This is a genomic window from Bacillus sp. ISL-34 (assembly GCF_018613325.1).
GTDB lineage: Bacteria > Bacillota > Bacilli > Bacillales > DSM-1321 > Peribacillus.
In genome coordinates, this window is record NZ_JAGGQJ010000033.1 from 174,839 (window position 1) to 190,850 (window position 16,012).

Annotated in this window: 15 protein-coding genes; 11 read left to right on the plus strand and 4 right to left on the minus strand. The window is 36.7% G+C overall.

All coding sequences use genetic code 11. The features are described 5' to 3' along the window. Window positions 1–3: 3 nt before the first annotated feature. The 3 genes from J7E52_RS22015 to J7E52_RS22025 all read right to left on the minus strand — a co-directional run bounded on the left by J7E52_RS22015 (window position 4) and on the right by J7E52_RS22025 (window position 2,364). Window positions 4–579, minus strand: coding sequence for a DUF2238 domain-containing protein (locus tag J7E52_RS22015; RefSeq protein WP_214750530.1), 576 nt, complete (start codon window positions 577–579; stop codon window positions 4–6). A gap of 17 nt (window positions 580–596) precedes the next feature. Continuing rightward, window positions 597–1,163 (minus strand): DUF2238 domain-containing protein, encoded by a 567-nt coding sequence (locus J7E52_RS22020; RefSeq protein WP_214750531.1) that lies wholly within the window; start codon window positions 1,161–1,163, stop codon window positions 597–599. A gap of 85 nt (window positions 1,164–1,248) precedes the next feature. Beyond that, the gene (locus J7E52_RS22025) at window positions 1,249–2,364 is read right to left on the minus strand and encodes a GerAB/ArcD/ProY family transporter (protein ID WP_214750532.1); all 1,116 of its coding nucleotides are present in this window, start codon (window positions 2,362–2,364) and stop codon (window positions 1,249–1,251) included. Between the two features lie 691 nt (window positions 2,365–3,055). Between J7E52_RS22025 and J7E52_RS22030 the strand changes: the two genes are divergently transcribed. From J7E52_RS22030 to J7E52_RS22075, 10 genes are all read left to right on the plus strand, one after another. Beyond that, window positions 3,056–3,409, plus strand: coding sequence for a GNAT family N-acetyltransferase (locus J7E52_RS22030; RefSeq protein ID WP_214750533.1), 354 nt, complete (start codon window positions 3,056–3,058; stop codon window positions 3,407–3,409). A gap of 681 nt (window positions 3,410–4,090) precedes the next feature. Beyond that, the gene (locus J7E52_RS22035) at window positions 4,091–5,725 is read left to right on the plus strand and encodes a spore germination protein (protein ID WP_483861544.1); all 1,635 of its coding nucleotides are present in this window, start codon (window positions 4,091–4,093) and stop codon (window positions 5,723–5,725) included. 36 nt (window positions 5,726–5,761) lie between these two features. Beyond that, a complete protein-coding gene (locus J7E52_RS22040; protein WP_214750534.1) occupies window positions 5,762–6,949 on the plus strand; it encodes a Ger(x)C family spore germination protein in 1,188 nt (395 codons plus the stop codon). Between the two features lie 6 nt (window positions 6,950–6,955). Further along, a complete protein-coding gene (locus tag J7E52_RS22045; RefSeq protein WP_053535516.1) occupies window positions 6,956–7,189 on the plus strand; it encodes a hypothetical protein in 234 nt (77 codons plus the stop codon). A gap of 13 nt (window positions 7,190–7,202) precedes the next feature. After that, entirely contained in the window at window positions 7,203–8,288 is a 1,086-nt protein-coding gene (locus J7E52_RS22050) for a GerAB/ArcD/ProY family transporter (protein ID WP_214750535.1), read from the plus strand. Between the two features lie 235 nt (window positions 8,289–8,523). Further along, a complete protein-coding gene (locus J7E52_RS22055) occupies window positions 8,524–9,510 on the plus strand; it encodes an SIS domain-containing protein (protein WP_214750536.1) in 987 nt (328 codons plus the stop codon). Between the two features lie 116 nt (window positions 9,511–9,626). Further along, a complete protein-coding gene (locus J7E52_RS22060) occupies window positions 9,627–10,913 on the plus strand; it encodes an ABC transporter substrate-binding protein (RefSeq protein ID WP_214750537.1) in 1,287 nt (428 codons plus the stop codon). A gap of 40 nt (window positions 10,914–10,953) precedes the next feature. Next, window positions 10,954–11,832, plus strand: a complete 879-nt coding sequence (locus J7E52_RS22065) for a carbohydrate ABC transporter permease (protein ID WP_214750538.1) — start codon at window positions 10,954–10,956, stop codon at window positions 11,830–11,832. 2 nt (window positions 11,833–11,834) lie between these two features. Further along, a complete protein-coding gene (locus J7E52_RS22070; protein WP_214750539.1) occupies window positions 11,835–12,725 on the plus strand; it encodes a carbohydrate ABC transporter permease in 891 nt (296 codons plus the stop codon). A 17-nt stretch (window positions 12,726–12,742) separates the two neighbouring features. After that, the gene (locus J7E52_RS22075; RefSeq protein WP_214750540.1) at window positions 12,743–13,579 is read left to right on the plus strand and encodes a PfkB family carbohydrate kinase; all 837 of its coding nucleotides are present in this window, start codon (window positions 12,743–12,745) and stop codon (window positions 13,577–13,579) included. A 37-nt stretch (window positions 13,580–13,616) separates the two neighbouring features. On the opposite strand, the gene J7E52_RS22080 is transcribed toward J7E52_RS22075, so the two are convergent. Then, complete coding sequence (locus J7E52_RS22080; RefSeq protein WP_214750541.1) at window positions 13,617–14,375, minus strand: GntR family transcriptional regulator; 759 nt, start codon at window positions 14,373–14,375, stop codon at window positions 13,617–13,619. A 250-nt stretch (window positions 14,376–14,625) separates the two neighbouring features. Here J7E52_RS22080 and J7E52_RS22085 point away from each other — a divergent pair, with 250 nt between their 5' ends. Further along, window positions 14,626–15,819: a M14 family zinc carboxypeptidase gene (locus J7E52_RS22085; RefSeq protein ID WP_214750542.1), complete on the plus strand. Its 1,194-nt coding sequence runs from the start codon at window positions 14,626–14,628 to the stop codon at window positions 15,817–15,819. The last annotated feature ends 193 nt before the right edge of the window (window positions 15,820–16,012 follow it).

Consider the following 16,012-nt stretch of genomic DNA (forward strand, 5'->3'; position numbering starts at 1 on the left):
TTTTTATATTTTCTTTAACTTTATCTTTGTCCGCACTCCGGCCCACACTGCAATGATAAGTCCTCCAATAGTATCCGCGATTAAATCGATCATTGTATCTTTATTTCCACCGCCTTGTAGTGTCATTCCGAATAATTGATCAGAACTAAATTCGTAAATCTCCCAAATGACACCACCAAATGCTGAGAAGGAGAGGGTAAACAAAAAGACAAACCAAGGGGATATCTCTTTGCCTGCATTTCTGTATACCAATCGTTCATATAAAGCAATTCCCGTAAAAGCAAGTAGGGAACCGCTTAGTAAATGTAAGAATGTGTCCCACCACCCCAGTCCATACCAACCTAAAATAGATCCTAAAAATTGTGAACCGAATAAGAAGATTAAATAGGAAATGATAATTGGCAGATTGAATTGAAGTCTGGTAAATAAGGCCAATAAAAGTGGAATTGCTCCACATACCACACCGCCTATCGAAACCAGTGATTTAAAAGTTTCATCGGCTGTATAGTAAAAAATGGATAATGCTGCCATGAAAAGTACATACACTGAACTTAATGAAATAACTAGCTTACGATTCATATGATTACCTCAACAAATTATAATTTTGATTTTTGTACACTAGAATAAATGGAGATAAGCAGGCCGCCTGTAAGACCGAAAATTATATCGTACATGGTGTCTTTATTACCGCCTCGCTGCATGGTATGAGTAAAAGTGAGATCTCCTACGAACTCATATATTTCCCAAAGAACAGTGGCAATGACTGAAAGTGAGAGAACAAAAAGAAAGAGGACCCACTTTGAAACATCTTTTCTCGCTTTTTGAGGTATGAATTGTTTATAAAGAGCAATTCCAACAAAAGCCACGAAAATACCTTTGTAGAAGTGAAGGCCAGAGTCCCACCATTTAAAATCCACATAAAAATTTGCGATAGACCCTAAAAATGACGTACAGAAAACAAAAACATAGTAACCGATTATGATTGGAATGTTAAAGGGATTATTTTTTACAAACAGTAATAAAATGGGCAAGGCACTTACCAATATTCCCCCAAGAGCTACCATCCATCGGGAAGAATCATCTTTTATGAGGTAAAAGATGAGTAAACCAGTCATGAATGCTATAAAAACCAGACTAAAAATAATGATTATCTTATGTTTCAATATACTCACCTCATTCGTAAATATTCATTAACCCCGACCTTCTGGAATATTTTTATGATGTTCTTTTTAATCGTTTTGGTTATTATCATTGTTGGCTACCATGGTGCTTTTTTATGATGTTTTTAAATTTAGCCGTGATAAACAGTAATAAAGGCATGACCAGACCATAAGTCGTTGCGTAGAATAACCATATATTTTTATTGAATTCCCCGGATGATGCGACCGTTGGAAAAACAATCAACGAATAAAAAACCATTATCATCCCTAAAGCTGTAGTAAATGGACGATAATCTTTTATATTGAATATGTTTGAAAATACAACAACCGATACATAAAAATACATCACTGTCCTGGTATAGGTTGTTAATATCCAAATCGTGGCAATTATAGCTTCAATCCGCATGAGGAAATTACCTACATTTATTTTTTTTGCCATCGTGTAACTTGGAGCGATATTTCTTGCTGTGGCACCGGGTCCAAGAACCAAAATATCCAGCATGATAACAAGAGTTAAAATGATTCCGCCGATCAAAGTGCCAATATAAAAAGCTTTTCCCCCTTTTTTTCTTTCATTGACTTTTGAAGGGAAAATCATTAAAAACATAACAGGGGATAGCGTAAACACGCTGATGTAAAAAAGTATCGCCCGTATGAAAGTTTTGGCGTCACTTTCAAATACTGGCTGAATGTTTTGGATATTTGCTTGAGGAATGATGGAAACCAAAAAAATGGTCAGTAATATTAATACGGGTATGAAGAATATTTCCAACGTGCGTGTAAACGTTTCAATACCAAGGCGAACTGTAAAGATCACAACTGCAGCTAACAATATATTTAATGCTGCAAGTGGAGTATCCGGCATCCAAAATGTTTCAATGAAATTCCCCACATAATAAATAGTCTCTGAAGCAGTGGAAAAAGACCAGAAAAAAAATGTGAGATTGATCATCTTTCCGACTAACTTACCGAAAACCTTTTCATTTATTTGATCTAAAGCGAGATCAGGATATAAATTTCCAACCCTGATGTAGAACCATACAAAAATTAATGCGATTCCTGTCCCAAATAATGCAACAAGCCACGCATCCTGCTTTGCAAAAGCAGCTAAAGGAGAAGGAGTATGTAAAATAACCGTTCCAACCGAATACAAAAGGATTAAAATCATCAATTGATGTGATGAAATCTTGAAACTACCAGGCATTGTTTTTCACCTTTTTGTTTGTTCCTTCCTTCTTAATACTCATTAGTTTTGGCTATTCATGTTCAAGTTATTCACACGAAATTAATTTGAATCGTCATGGCCTTTCTTCGACAATCCATCCCGTTTCCTATTTTGGGCTCGATTTTCATTCTGTATTTTGAAAAGTGTAACACTCCGATATGTATTATGTACGCTTGTTCATAACCTGTGTAAATCTCAAAACCGAGACAAAATGTTCACGCAATGTCATGAAAAACATCCAGGAAGATAATTTTACGACTCAATAAACGAGTGATGGGTAAATTCGTGGGAAAAAATATTGCGTATATAGAAGAATAATATTACTTGTCACTCTACCATGTAGCTTCTCCTAAACAATCACCGAATTCTAGTCCAAGAGAAAGTATATGATTTCTTAGTCCCGAACCTTAATGTTCAGTGAGTATATTATTTTAACTGCCACCTAATTTTTCACTGATGCGCTCCTTCGCGATTTTTAAACTGGTACGATTCTTGCATATTATTTATATGTATATCTTTGTGTGTATATCTAATATATGGAGAAAGGAGACACACAATCAAAAACATTTATTTGACGTTTAATTTGCCCTTGGTTATATGTCAGAAAATTAATCCGGATTCATAAAGGGAAGGCGAAGCAATTAAACTTAAAAGTTAGGAGAATATTAGTATGAAAATACCAGTGGAAAATATAGTAGAGTTAACTGTAGAACATCAATTCTTACAGGCTTATCCTATATTGAGTCAGTTGCGTACTGATTTGACTTTAAAGGAATATCTAGAATTATTGAATGATATGCGAAATGAGGGTAAAAAGTTATTTGCTTTATATCATGATACGAGCATCGTAGCTTTAGCAGGTATTAGCTGGCGTGAAGATTCATATAATGAACGCTATGTTTATGTACAAGATTTGGTTACTGATGTAAATCATCGTCCTAGTGGGCTTGGATATAATCTGCTCAGTTATATACATAATTGGGCAAAAGAACAGGGAGCTGAATATATTACATTGGAATCTTGAATTCGGCGCCTTGTTACCATATATTGTTCGTCATTTCATGTATAATCTTTTAGCTGGGGATGATACCTTTTTTCACTTCTAGACTGTGGGGGAAATGGGGAATAAAAAAATTGATGAAGTTATAGTGGGAAAAACCAGGTATTTATAAACTTGGGATCACCAACAACTTAACAAGTACAAGGAAAAAATCCATTCGCCTATTCAAAGGTAAGGTGCCCTGCACCCCAAAAACCAGTTTTAAAGCTTATAGAAACTCTGTGGAGATCTGCAGAGTTTTTTTCATTTATTTTTTTTGTGCCCCTAAGCATATCCAACTTCCTGCCACTTGGTTCAACAAAAAAATTGGAGTTTTTGCTCTCGAAAATGATAATAGAACAAAATAATTATGCGAATATTGGCGATTTATGCATTTATTCATAGAATTCCACTAATACAACTTTTTCATTTTTCTGATTTCTACATTGGATTCAAAAAGCAGCGCCATTCCTGTCATTATCCTTGTCAATATTATCATGACTACAAAGATTTAGCTCTTTGTTAATTGCAATTTATTTAAGTTAGATGGATATAATTGCAGCCAAGGTGAAAACATAATTTTAACAGGCTTTTGGTTAGAGGGGGTTAGCTTTGAAATCTCGAGTTCCTATCACATTGAGGAAGTTAATTGAAGATAAACAATCAGTGAAAAATAAAAAACAACAAGCAGACCTAAAGCAAAACGGAAATCCAGACTCCAGCAACACTAATAATCAAAACCAAAAACCATTTCAAGCGGAATACCGAAGTAAAGACTCAAAGAATCATCAAACCAAACTTATATCTTCTGATCTTCAATTTAATTTGGACCATATTAAGAAAACATTAGGAAATAGTTCAGACATAGTCATAAGAGATTTTCAAGCAGGTAAAAATGGGGAAATTAAATTAGGCATCGTATATACAGATGGCTTAACGGATTCGGTATCCGTCCAAGACTTCATCCTCGACACTTTGATGATTGAAATTCGGAACTCGGATTTGGACGGAGCGGTCTTTAATCCCTCTGACTGTTTTGAAATGATAAAATCACATGCTCTTCCTGTAGGGGGAATAGTGGAAATAACTGATTTCCAAAAACTTTTTAACCATGTTTTATCGGGAGACACGATGTTATTGATGGACGGCTCCCCAAAAGGAATAGCACTCGGCTCAAGAGAATGGGTCGATCGCGGAGTTCAGGAACCTTCCTCACAAACAGTAGTAAGAGGCCCGAAGGATGGGTTCACTGAAACGCTGAGAACAAATACTGCTTTAATACGACGGAGAATCAAAGATCCTAACCTTTGGCTTGAAACAAAACAGATTGGTGAAAAAACGCAAACAGACGTAGCGATTATGTATCTAAAAGGTGTTGCCAATGATAAAACGGTTTCAGAATTGCAAAGCAGGTTAAATCGAATCAAAATAGATGCGATTCTTGAGAGTGGTTACATTGAAGAACTTATACAGGATGAAGTATATACTCCATTTCCAACCGTATATAATACGGAACGTCCTGATGCTGTAGCCGCTGCCCTGTTAGAAGGAAGGATTGCGATATTTGTTGATGGAACGCCGTTTGTCCTTATCGTTCCAGCACTGATGGTGCATTTTTTCCAGTCCAGTGAAGATTATTATCAACGGGCAGACATTGCCACATTAATTCGAATATTACGGTATTTATCTTTTTTCCTTGCTTTGCTTACACCGTCACTTTATATAGCTGTCTCAACCTTCCATCAGGAAATGCTTCCTACTCTTTTACTCATAAGTCTAGCCTCACAACGTGAGGGTGTTCCTTTTCCTGCTTTTGTAGAGGCGATGATGATGGAGGTAGTGTTTGAAATCTTGCGTGAGGCAGGTGTGAGGATGCCTAGGGCTATCGGTTCATCCATTTCCATCGTAGGTGCATTAGTTATTGGGCAGGCTGCTGTCGAAGCAGGGTTCGTTTCAGCAACAATGGTTATCATCGTGTCCTTAACAGCCATCTGCAGCTTTGTGTTCCCAGCCAATAGCATGGCCATGGCTTTTCGGATGCTTCGGTTCTTGTTCATGATCCTTGCCGCTACATTTGGATTATACGGGATCATTTTGGGGCTGATCGTGATGGTCCTACATTTAAATAGCTTACGATCTTTTGGTTTGCCATATCTAGCTCCAAATGCACCATTCATTTTACAAGATCAAAAAGACAATATCATCAGAATGCCGCATTGGTCATTATTAAAGCGGCCTCGTTTGATCAATAAAAATGGTACAGACAGAGGAGATGTCAGTGCTCCGAAACCACCTAAATAACACCAAGATAAAATGATGAGATGATGAGGGTTCACGATGAAAAAAATGTTCATGGTATTTTTAATGTTACCTATAATTTGCTTATCCGGCTGTTGGAGCAGCATTGAGCTGAATGAACTTGCCATTGTTACTGCCATGGGAATTGATAAAAAAGAAGATGGATACCTTGTAACCGTCCAAGTTCTAAATTCCAGTGAGCTGGCAGGTGATGCCAGATCTGGTCGCACGGAAGTTGTAACCTTTAGGAAAAGCGGTGCAACCATTTTTGAAGCATTTAGAAGCTTATCAACTGATGTACCAAGGAGGTTATATGTAGCACATCTTCGTGAAGTTGTCTTTGGTGAGGAAATGGCCAGGGCAGGAATTGGAAAACCTCTGGATGTCCTTTCCCGGCAAAAGGAGTTGCGTTCGGATTTCTATATGACTGTTGCGAAGGGGTCAACTGCTTATGATACCCTTAATGTGCAAACGGCTCTTGAAAAAATACCGGCAAATAAAGTTTTTGACTCCTTGGAAAATTCAGAGAAAAGGTGGGCGCCGACAAGGACGGTCACTTTGGATGAGCTGGTCAGCAGTATCGTCAGTAAAGGCAGACAGGCCATGCTAACGGGGATTTACGTTTATGGTGAGCCCGAATCCGGAAGCAATGTTACGAATGCACAAAATCTCTCCCCGAAATCCGGTTTGCGATTGGATTATCTTGGAGTGTTCAAGAAGGATAAACTTGTCGGCTGGTTAAACAGAAGCGACAGTAAAGGTGTTAGTTACATTACTGATCATGTTAAGTCCACTGCGGTAAATATTCCATGTGAAGGTGAGCAAATTACGGTCAACACGACTAGTTCAAAAACGAAAATCAAAGGGAAAATGGAAAAAGGAAATCCGAAAATTGATATAAATGTCACGACAGAAGGGAGTATAGGTGAAGTAGAATGCACAATCGATTTAACTAAACCCGAAAAAATCGAAGAATTGAATAAAAGATACGAAAAAAACATTAAAGATAAAATAGAAGGATCGATAAAAACGCTTCAAGAGAAGTATCAAAGTGACATTTTCGGTTTTGGTGAAGAAATTCATAGAACAGATCCTAAAGCATGGAAACGTTTAGAAGAAAATTGGGATCAGGAATTCGCAAATTTGGACGTGAATGTAAGCGTTAAAGCGAAGATTCGCAATTTAGGAACCATATCAGAATCCTTCCAAAAAGAAATCGAGGAGTAAAGATCAATGTGGGCAATTATTGGAACAGTGTGTACTGGAGCTATTATTTCATTTTTCGAAATACCACCACTTATTAAAAAGAAATGCTGGAAGGAAATTGTCATTTTCATTTTATTGCTCTTAGTTGGCATGACGCTGAGTATTTTAATAATCAAGGATATTACCATTCCCACTCCTATAGACTGGATAACGAAAATATATAGTCCACTCGCTCATTTCATGGATCGTATTTTATCCTAGGGAGGTATCGAATATGCTCGAAAAAGGAAAAATCAGCTCTGGTGAATTTCTTATATTAGTCATCATATTCACCATAGGAGGAGCGATACTTACTTTACCTTCCGTACTTGTCTCATTAGCAAAACAGGATGGCTGGATTGCCTATATAATAGCTACTATCATCGGTTTATGTTTCGTTTTATTATTTACCCTGCTCGCCTCACTTTACCCATCCATGACGTATATAGAAGTTAATGAAAAAATATTTGGGAAATGGATTGGGAAGGTCTCGGCACTGCTATTCCTATTTTATTTATATTACCTTTCTTCAGCGTTACTTAGTGAAATTGGGAACTTTTTTTCAACACAGGTTCTGGTTGAGACACCTATGGAAATGATTATGATCATGTTTATATTAACAAGCTTATTTGGTGCACGGCTAGGATTGGAAGTTATCTGCCGGACTGCATTAATCTTTTTTCCTTGGCTTGTACTGCTGCTTTTCATATTATTCGTATTTCTTATCCCGGATATCAAAATCGAAAATCTGCAACCTATATTTGAAGAAGGCATGAAACCGATAATGAGGGGATCATATCACTCTTTAGCACTGCCTTATGTTCAGCTGGTTTTCTTTTTAATGATCACTCCATATGTAAACGAAAAGGCTGAAATGAAGAAAAACTTTTATTTAGGGACTTTTTTAGGTGGCGGCGTTCTATTTTTAGTGATCATTTTCAGTATCCTCGTATTGGGTGCTGATAATACAGCAAGGTTGACCTATCCTTCTTATAAACTGGGGATGAGGATAAGCATCGGGAATTTTTTTGAAAGGGTCGAGGTCATTGTGGCCTTCATTTGGGTTTTTACGGAGTATTTTAAGTTGACCATATGCTTTTATGGACTCGCCTTAGGACTAGCTCAATTGCTAGGATTAAAAAATTACAAAATTCTTCTATTCCCATTAGCTTTTCTAATTCTCACTTTTACCATCTTTTCACATCCCGATATAGTGCATTATCATAACTTTATGGCTACAGCTTGGACACCATTATCCTTAACGATTTGTTTTATTCTGCCATTGTTATTATTAATGGTTGGGAAAATTAGAAAAAAGTAAGAATAGCTTGCAACATTAGATGTTTAAGTGAACGTTAATTACATCTGTAAACAAATAAATTTGCCATGAAAACTTTGATGGGAAAAAGAACCGCGATGTAGTGGCTAACTGATTCATGGTAAAGAAATAAATAAAATATTCTGACAAATGCATTGACTAAAGAAAGTTGATGATTTAATATAACAATATATAACATTACATAATGTTGTATATCAAATATTAAAGGAGTGGGAAAATGAGTAAATCGGTTATTAATGTAAAAAGTAATGTGAAAACAGTATTGGATCAATTAAAGGGTAGGAAAATCAACAATATTTATTTTGTAGCTTGCGGGGGATCTTCTGCCATTATGTATTCGGCTAAGTATATACTGGATCGTGAAGCAAAAAATATAACTTCCGATCTATATAGTTCAAATGAGTTTATTCATCGTAATCCACAACAACTAGGGAAGGAATCTTTAGTAATTTTATGCTCTATGTCTGGAACAACTCCCGAAACGGCAGAAGCGGCTAAGTTTGCAAAAAGTAAAGGTGCGTTTACAGTGGCATTAACGAATGAACCAGGATCACCATTAGCCCAAAATGCGGACCTTTTCATTAAATATGAATGGGGTAACGGTGTAAACGCCTTTGATACAAACCTCAGTGTTTTATATCAACTAGTTTTTGGTGTACTTCATATAGCGGAAAACAATGAGAAGTTTGGAAAACTAGTATCAAGTTTAGAGAATTTACAGCCAGTGTATGAAAAAGCTCTACAGCAAGAAGCTTCTAATGCAAGAGTATTCGCCCAATCTCATGCAAAAGAACCTGTTATCTATACAATGGCAAGTGGTTCCAACTATGGGACAGCTTATTCTTTTAGTATTTGTATCTTAATGGAAATGCAATGGATCCACTCACATGCCATTCATGCTGGTGAGTACTTCCATGGACCATTCGAAATTATTGATGAAAATGTACCGTTTATCATTCTATTGGGATTGGATGAAACAAGACCATTAGAAGAAAGGGCATTATCTTTTTCTCAGCGTTATGGCAAAAAGCTAACGGTGTTAGATGCAAAACAGTATGATCTTGATGGTATCGATGAAGAAGTAAAAGGATATATTGCTCCGCTTATCTTAAATCGTGTATTGCGTCAATATGCAGAAGAATTAGCGGAAGCGCGTAATCATCCTTTAAGCAAAAGGCGTTATATGTGGAAAGTAGAATACTAATAGTTGGAGAAAACTTAATATTCTGTATATTTTATTTACGAATTATACTATAATGTTTTATAACATTATAGTATAATTTCCTGATGATAAAAGCATTTATAAGAAGGAGGGTATTCATGAGAAAAACAAAACTTATATTAGCATCATTTTTAAGTTTATCTTTAATGCTTGGGGGATGTTCTGGTGAAAAAACATCTTCAGAATCAGATGCTGGAAAAACTACCTTAACATTTTTTCATAGGTGGCCAAAGGAACCGGAAAAAACTTACTTTAATGAAGTTGTAAAAGAATTTGAAAAACAAAACCCCGATATTAATATTAAAACCGAAGCAGTGCTAAACGATTCGTATAAAGACAAAATTAAAGTAATGACTGGTACAAATAATCCACCTGATGTTTATTTCTCATGGAGTGATGAATTTGCCAGTCAGTTTGTGCGAGGCAATAAAGCTTTGGATTTAACTTCTTATTTTAAAAACGATCCGAAATGGTCTTCTCAACTCGTTCCATCCCAAGTCAAACCATATACATTTAATAATAAGGTGTATGGTGTCCCCGTAACAATGGATGGGAAAATGTTTTTCTATAACAAGGATGTCTTCGAAAAATTGAACATAAACCCGCCTAAAACATGGAATGAATTAATCGACGTATTAAAAGTGTTAAAAAAGAATAACTATACAGCCCTTCAATTCGGCAGTCAAGATACTTGGACAATTTCACATTATGTGGGCACATTGAATCAACGCCTTGTTAGACCGGAAGTGCTGACAATGGATTATAATCGAAAAACCGGAAAATTCAAGGATGACGACTACATAAAAGCGCTTGAAAAATTCCAGGAGTTGTTACCTTATTTTAATGAGAATACGAATTCAATAGATCATGAATATGCTAGGCAGCAATTTTCAGATGGTAAGGCACCTATGATTTATGCAGAAACGGCAGAAATCAAACTATTTGGACCCACTAAGTTTGAACTTGGAATGTTTAACTTTCCTGAAGTAGAAGGCGGAAAAGGTAATCAAACAAATCTAACGGGTTCGCCTGAGGGCTTTATGATTTCTTCCAAGACAAAGCATCCCAAAGAGGCGATGGAGTTTTTAAAGTTTTTAACCACTAAACAGATGGGAGAGAAACTAGTCACTGATGTGGGCAAGTATAGTGCAGTTGAAGGTACAGTGAATGAAAATAATTCTTCCCCAGAACAGCTGGAAGCGGTTCAAAGCATATTAAACGCAAAGGCAATGGCCCCATGGTTTGACATGAGCATTGATGCACGTATTGCAGATGCCTATTTAACAGGGACACAAATGATGTTAAATGGAGATAAAACACCTAAACAAATTATGCGTGATGTTCAAAAAGCCGCCGATACTGTTAGAATCGAAGCGGGGAAATAAGGGATATCATTTTCACGTTTTATTAGGGAGTGATCTTTTAATGATAAAACTCGATAAATTTGTACCTTATCTATATCTTCTTCCAGCCTTAGTTTTTTTACTGCTAGTTTATATCCCTATTTTCCAGAATATTGGCGATAGTCTGTATAATTGGAGTACTTTTTCACCAAATAAAGCATTTGTGGGGTTGGACAACTACTTTACTTTGTTTAAAGATCCCGTATTTTATGAAGCTTTAAAAAATAATATTCTTTATGCAGTCATTTCAATTGTTTTCCAGGTTTTTGGAGGGTTAATTGTTGCAGCTGTTTTAGAAGATAAATTAATCCGTAAATTTTCACCTATCTTTCGAACGGTCTATTTCTTACCAGTCGTCGTTTCAATGACAGTCATTGCATTGCTGTTTTCATTTTTTTACAACCCGGAAGTCGGATTGTTAAATCAGTTCCTTAAAATGATTGGATTGAATAATTTAGCACTACCATGGTTGGGGGATAGTGAAACGGCAATCTATGCAGTCATTGCTGTCTCACAGTGGCAATCGATTGGTTATATAGCTATGTTATATATCGTATCCATTCAAAAAATTTCACCTGAGCTATATGAAGCAGCTGAAATGGATGGAGCGAATAAAATAAAAACGTTTTTTCACATTACGGTTCCAGAAACGAAGGAAATGACATTTGTAGCCGTAATATTAACACTGACAGGTGCTTTTACAGTATTTAATGAGCCATATATCTTAACCGGAGGGGGACCGGGTACTTCTTCGGAAGTCCTAAGTACCTATTTATATAAAACGGCTTTTTCAAAAGATATGATGGGTTATGCTTCTGCCATTGCTACGGTTATCTTAATTATTACGTTACTTATTTCTCTTGTTCAAATGAAAATATTTAAAACAGGAAAGGAGGACTAATAATGGAGATGCCTAAATCAACTATCAGAGTACCGGAATTAGTTGTGGAAAATCTAAAATATGCTAGGAAAAGAAAAGCCTATAATATGAGACTAGCGCTTGTCTATGCAGGCTTGATCGCCTACTTTCTTGTTGTTGCATATCCCTTATTGTGGATGGTCATAAGCTCTTTCAAAAGCACAGAGGAAATTTTCAACCATAGTTGGTCCCTTCCACATACATGGTTGTTTGAAAATTATGTAACAGCTTGGAATAGTGGTATTTCCTCCTATTTTTTAAATAGTGTCATTGTTACTGGCTTGACTTGCATTCTAACGGTATTAGTAAGTGCGTTAGGTGCATACGGATTATCTCGCTTTGATTTTCGTGGAAAGGCTTTCATTTTGGTCATATGCTTAGGGGGGTTGATGCTATCCCCCCAAGTAAGCCTGATCCCTTTGTATAATATAATTCAGAAGCTAGGTATATATAACACCCATTGGGCGTTAATTTTACCTTATGTGGCATACAGAATTCCGCTAACCATCTTGTTGATTCGGGCCTACTTCCTGTCCATTCCGAAAGAACTGGAAGAGGCTGCCCGGTTGGATGGATGCACAAACCTTGGAATCCTTTTTAGAATTTTCATTCCTATGAGTAAGCCTATTTTATTAACAACGACAATTTTAACAGCTTACTATACATGGAATGAATTCATGTTCGCCATCATCTTTATAGACGATGATAGTTTACGTACGATACCTGCCGGTTTAATGCAATTTCGAGATGCACTGCAAACCGATTGGGGAGTGTTACTTTCCGGATTAACGATTTCAGCGGCACCTATCGTCATTTTATTTTTATTCATGCAGAAGTACTTTATCCGTGGAATTGCTAGTGGAAGTGTAAAATGATAACAGGGGGAACAGGCATGAAATTAATTGGAATTGGAGATAACGTAGTAGATTTTTATAAAGACCAAGGAAAGATTTATCCTGGCGGCAATTCATTAAACGTGGCAGTATTGTGCAATCGTTTAAATGATGAGCAATCATCATATATTGGCATTGTAGGAAATGACGGGGCAGCAGATCATGTGTTAGAGGTATTGCAAAAGGAAAAGATAGAGATTAGTAGAGTAAGACAAGCAGTAGGGGAGAATGGTATGGCAGTCGTCGCGTTGGATAAGGACGGGGACCGAATTTTTATTGGTTCCAATAAAGGGGGAATTCAATCTAAATTGGGGATTGTACTGAATGACAAGGATTTGGATTATATTCGGCAACACGACCTTCTTCATACTAGTGTATATAGCCGTATAGAGCATAATCTTCCAATATTAAGCCCATTCATTGACATTTCATTTGATTTTTCGACAAATCAAGAGGATCAATATTTACAAAAAGTTTGTCCGTATGTAGCTTATGCATTTTTTTCCGGAAGCAACTTGAACGAAGCAGAGTGCAACGCACTGATTCAAAAGGTGCATTCGTTCGGCACAAAAGTGATATGTGTTACTCGTGGGGAAAAGGGAGCACTATTATCAATTGAAAATCAATTATATGAACAAGCTATTATCCAAACCAAAGTTGTAGATACGTTGGGGGCGGGAGATTCCTTTATTGCTGGTTTTCTCTCATCTTATGTCCAAGGACAAGATGTATATAAAGCTTTACAAAAAGGAGCGTTAGTTGCCTCCCAAACCTGTCAGGATTATGGTGCTTTTGGTTATGGTAAAGTATATAATCCTGACCATATGATGGTTTAAAATATGCATGGATGAAAAAAGGTAACGAGATCCCGGATTAGGAGGGGGATTCGTTACCTTTTTCTTGCGATATTGAACTATCAATCGTAAAGGTCACGCGATTAGCAGGATAATATAGGAAGGATGAATGGATAGGCTGCTTCTTAGCGTCATATGCCACTTTCTCCACTTTGAAAAGGGGATCTCCCACTTCGCATTCTAAATATTTTGCTTCATCTGCATTTGCCAATACCATATTTAAAAGTTTCGTGTTATGAACAGGAGTTATATTATATTTATGCTTTATGATATCATACATGGAAACAGAGTTATGGACATGTTGATTTAAATTTGGCAGAATCTTTAAGGAATAATGAGAAATTTCTAAGGTGAGAGGTTGATTATCATAGTATAAGATCCTTTGTAATTCAAGTACATCACTTTCAGGCGTAATCTCCAAGGATTTGGAAATATTAGCCGGTGCAGGCAGTATCCCAAATGAAAGGATTTTAGTTTGAGGTATCTTTCCTAATTCTGACATATATTCAGCATGACCATTAACAGCAAATAATTCTCTTTTTACTTTAGGATATTGGACGAATGTTCCCTTTCCTTGTTGCCGTATTAGTAACCCTTCTTCCACCAGGTCCAAAACCGCTTTCCTGACAGTAATACGACTTACTCCATATATGTCGCATAAATCTGTTTCGGTTGGCAATCTTTCGCCAGAAGAGTAAATCCCTTTGTTTATGTCTTCGATAATAGATTGTTTTAATTGCATGTATAATGGCGTAGAACTATTAGTGTTGAGTTTCATATTTTCCCCTTTCTCGTATTTTTCCTTTTATTATAACGTAATGTGATGTTATAGTACAAATCATCAATTCGACAGACCTCGAGCAACAACAATCCGAGATAAAAATGTCATGGATCTTTTTGCGTGGGAGTTAAAGTAGATGCCCGAATCATAAAAAAGCCATAATGCGACATCAAATTCCAACATATTTCTACTTTTCCATTTTGTATAATGAGATAGAAAAATATATTAAGGGAGTGATTGTTGTAATATGAAAAACAGGAAAATTGTTTTAACTCTAGGAGTTGCCGTTTTATCGGCGAGCATTGCGGCACCAACATTTGCAGCTAATGAAACATCCCCGGGAACGCCCATTCAACAAACTTATTCGGTTTCTGGTTTTACAGACCATGCTGAACTAGGGAAAAAGCTAGAACAAATTGCGAGTGATAGCCAAGGTAAAGTAAAAGTGGATGTCGCTGGATATTCCAATAGAAATAGAGAAATCTATAAAGCAACAGTGGGAACAGGGAACAAAGTCGTTTTGATTCAAAGTGAGATCCATGGAAATGAGAAGACTGGTACGGATGCCATCTTGAATATCTTGAAGTTTTTGGGGACCAATTCTCCTGAAGCGGAGAAAATTCGTAAAGAAATTACCCTTGTCGCTTTGCCTAAAATGAATCCGGATGCTGCTGAATTGAACCGTCGGGGAAATGATATGACTTGGGCAGAGGTCGTGGAACAGTTTCCACAGTTAGCAGGAGCAAATCCATCATGGAACTATTATACTTACAAAAATGAATCTTTCGATTATGAGTCCAAACCTGGCTTTGATGTCAATCGTGACTTTAATCCTGATTTAAATTATACTCCCCAAGCTAAAGACTTCCCTGGAAAATCATCCACCCCTGGCTGGTTCATAACACCTGAATCACAAACAACACGTGATGTTTACAAGTCTCTGCTGAAGCAATACGGAAAGGTTGAGATTTTTGTCGACTTGCACCACCAAGCTCCCTATTATGAAATCGATGGAACGGATGATTTAGTCACATACTCGCTTTCCGCTCAATTTGTTCCTGATCCAAAAACGCCTTCAGGACAAGAGTATGCCAAGTATGCAAAAAACTATAATTATGATTTTTCCAGACAATTGAATGTAGCGGTATATAATGCTATGAAAGAACAAGGTAATTCACCATTTGGAAATATATCCTTATATCCGCAAAACCAGAACCTTCCTGGAACGGCTTTAGGAGCCTTTGCTTTAAACGGAAGCGGGACAGTACTATTTGAAGTTAGAGGCCAAACACAGTCCTTTGGCCAAAAGAAAAAAGGCATGCTTATTAAAGCAGTGGAAAGAGGGTTATATGGAATCATCGATGGAGTTACTGATGGCTCTGTATATAAAATCAATCCGGAACAATACGAGTCAATTCCACTGACGGAGGGCAGGCAATAATAAAGATTGAGTGAGGAAATGATATTTTTATCAACTTCCAGCCTAGATTGAAGTAACCAGACGGGGCCCGCCTGGTTTTTCTTCATCGGGGAAAAGAAAATTTTTTTGAATATCGTCTATGTATTGGAAACATAGTTATTTTACACTATTAACACAAAGTGCTAAAAATGTCAGAATATTAGTAATGATTATT

Excerpts from the sequence above, each read along its gene's own strand:
- J7E52_RS22015 (WP_214750530.1), bottom strand. The coding sequence starts at position 579 with ATGAATCGTAAGCTAGTTATTTCATTAAGTTCAGTGTATGTACTTTTC.
- J7E52_RS22025 (WP_214750532.1), bottom strand. The coding sequence starts at position 2,364 with ATGCCTGGTAGTTTCAAGATTTCATCACATCAATTGATGATTTTAATC.
- J7E52_RS22030 (WP_214750533.1), top strand. The coding sequence starts at position 3,056 with ATGAAAATACCAGTGGAAAATATAGTAGAGTTAACTGTAGAACATCAA.
- J7E52_RS22040 (WP_214750534.1), top strand. The coding sequence starts at position 5,762 with ATGAAAAAAATGTTCATGGTATTTTTAATGTTACCTATAATTTGCTTA.
- J7E52_RS22045 (WP_053535516.1), top strand. The coding sequence starts at position 6,956 with ATGTGGGCAATTATTGGAACAGTGTGTACTGGAGCTATTATTTCATTT.
- J7E52_RS22050 (WP_214750535.1), top strand. The coding sequence starts at position 7,203 with ATGCTCGAAAAAGGAAAAATCAGCTCTGGTGAATTTCTTATATTAGTC.
- J7E52_RS22055 (WP_214750536.1), top strand. The coding sequence starts at position 8,524 with ATGAGTAAATCGGTTATTAATGTAAAAAGTAATGTGAAAACAGTATTG.
- J7E52_RS22060 (WP_214750537.1), top strand. The coding sequence starts at position 9,627 with ATGAGAAAAACAAAACTTATATTAGCATCATTTTTAAGTTTATCTTTA.
- J7E52_RS22065 (WP_214750538.1), top strand. The coding sequence starts at position 10,954 with ATGATAAAACTCGATAAATTTGTACCTTATCTATATCTTCTTCCAGCC.
- J7E52_RS22070 (WP_214750539.1), top strand. The coding sequence starts at position 11,835 with ATGGAGATGCCTAAATCAACTATCAGAGTACCGGAATTAGTTGTGGAA.
- J7E52_RS22075 (WP_214750540.1), top strand. The coding sequence starts at position 12,743 with ATGAAATTAATTGGAATTGGAGATAACGTAGTAGATTTTTATAAAGAC.
- J7E52_RS22080 (WP_214750541.1), bottom strand. The coding sequence starts at position 14,375 with ATGAAACTCAACACTAATAGTTCTACGCCATTATACATGCAATTAAAA.
- J7E52_RS22085 (WP_214750542.1), top strand. The coding sequence starts at position 14,626 with ATGAAAAACAGGAAAATTGTTTTAACTCTAGGAGTTGCCGTTTTATCG.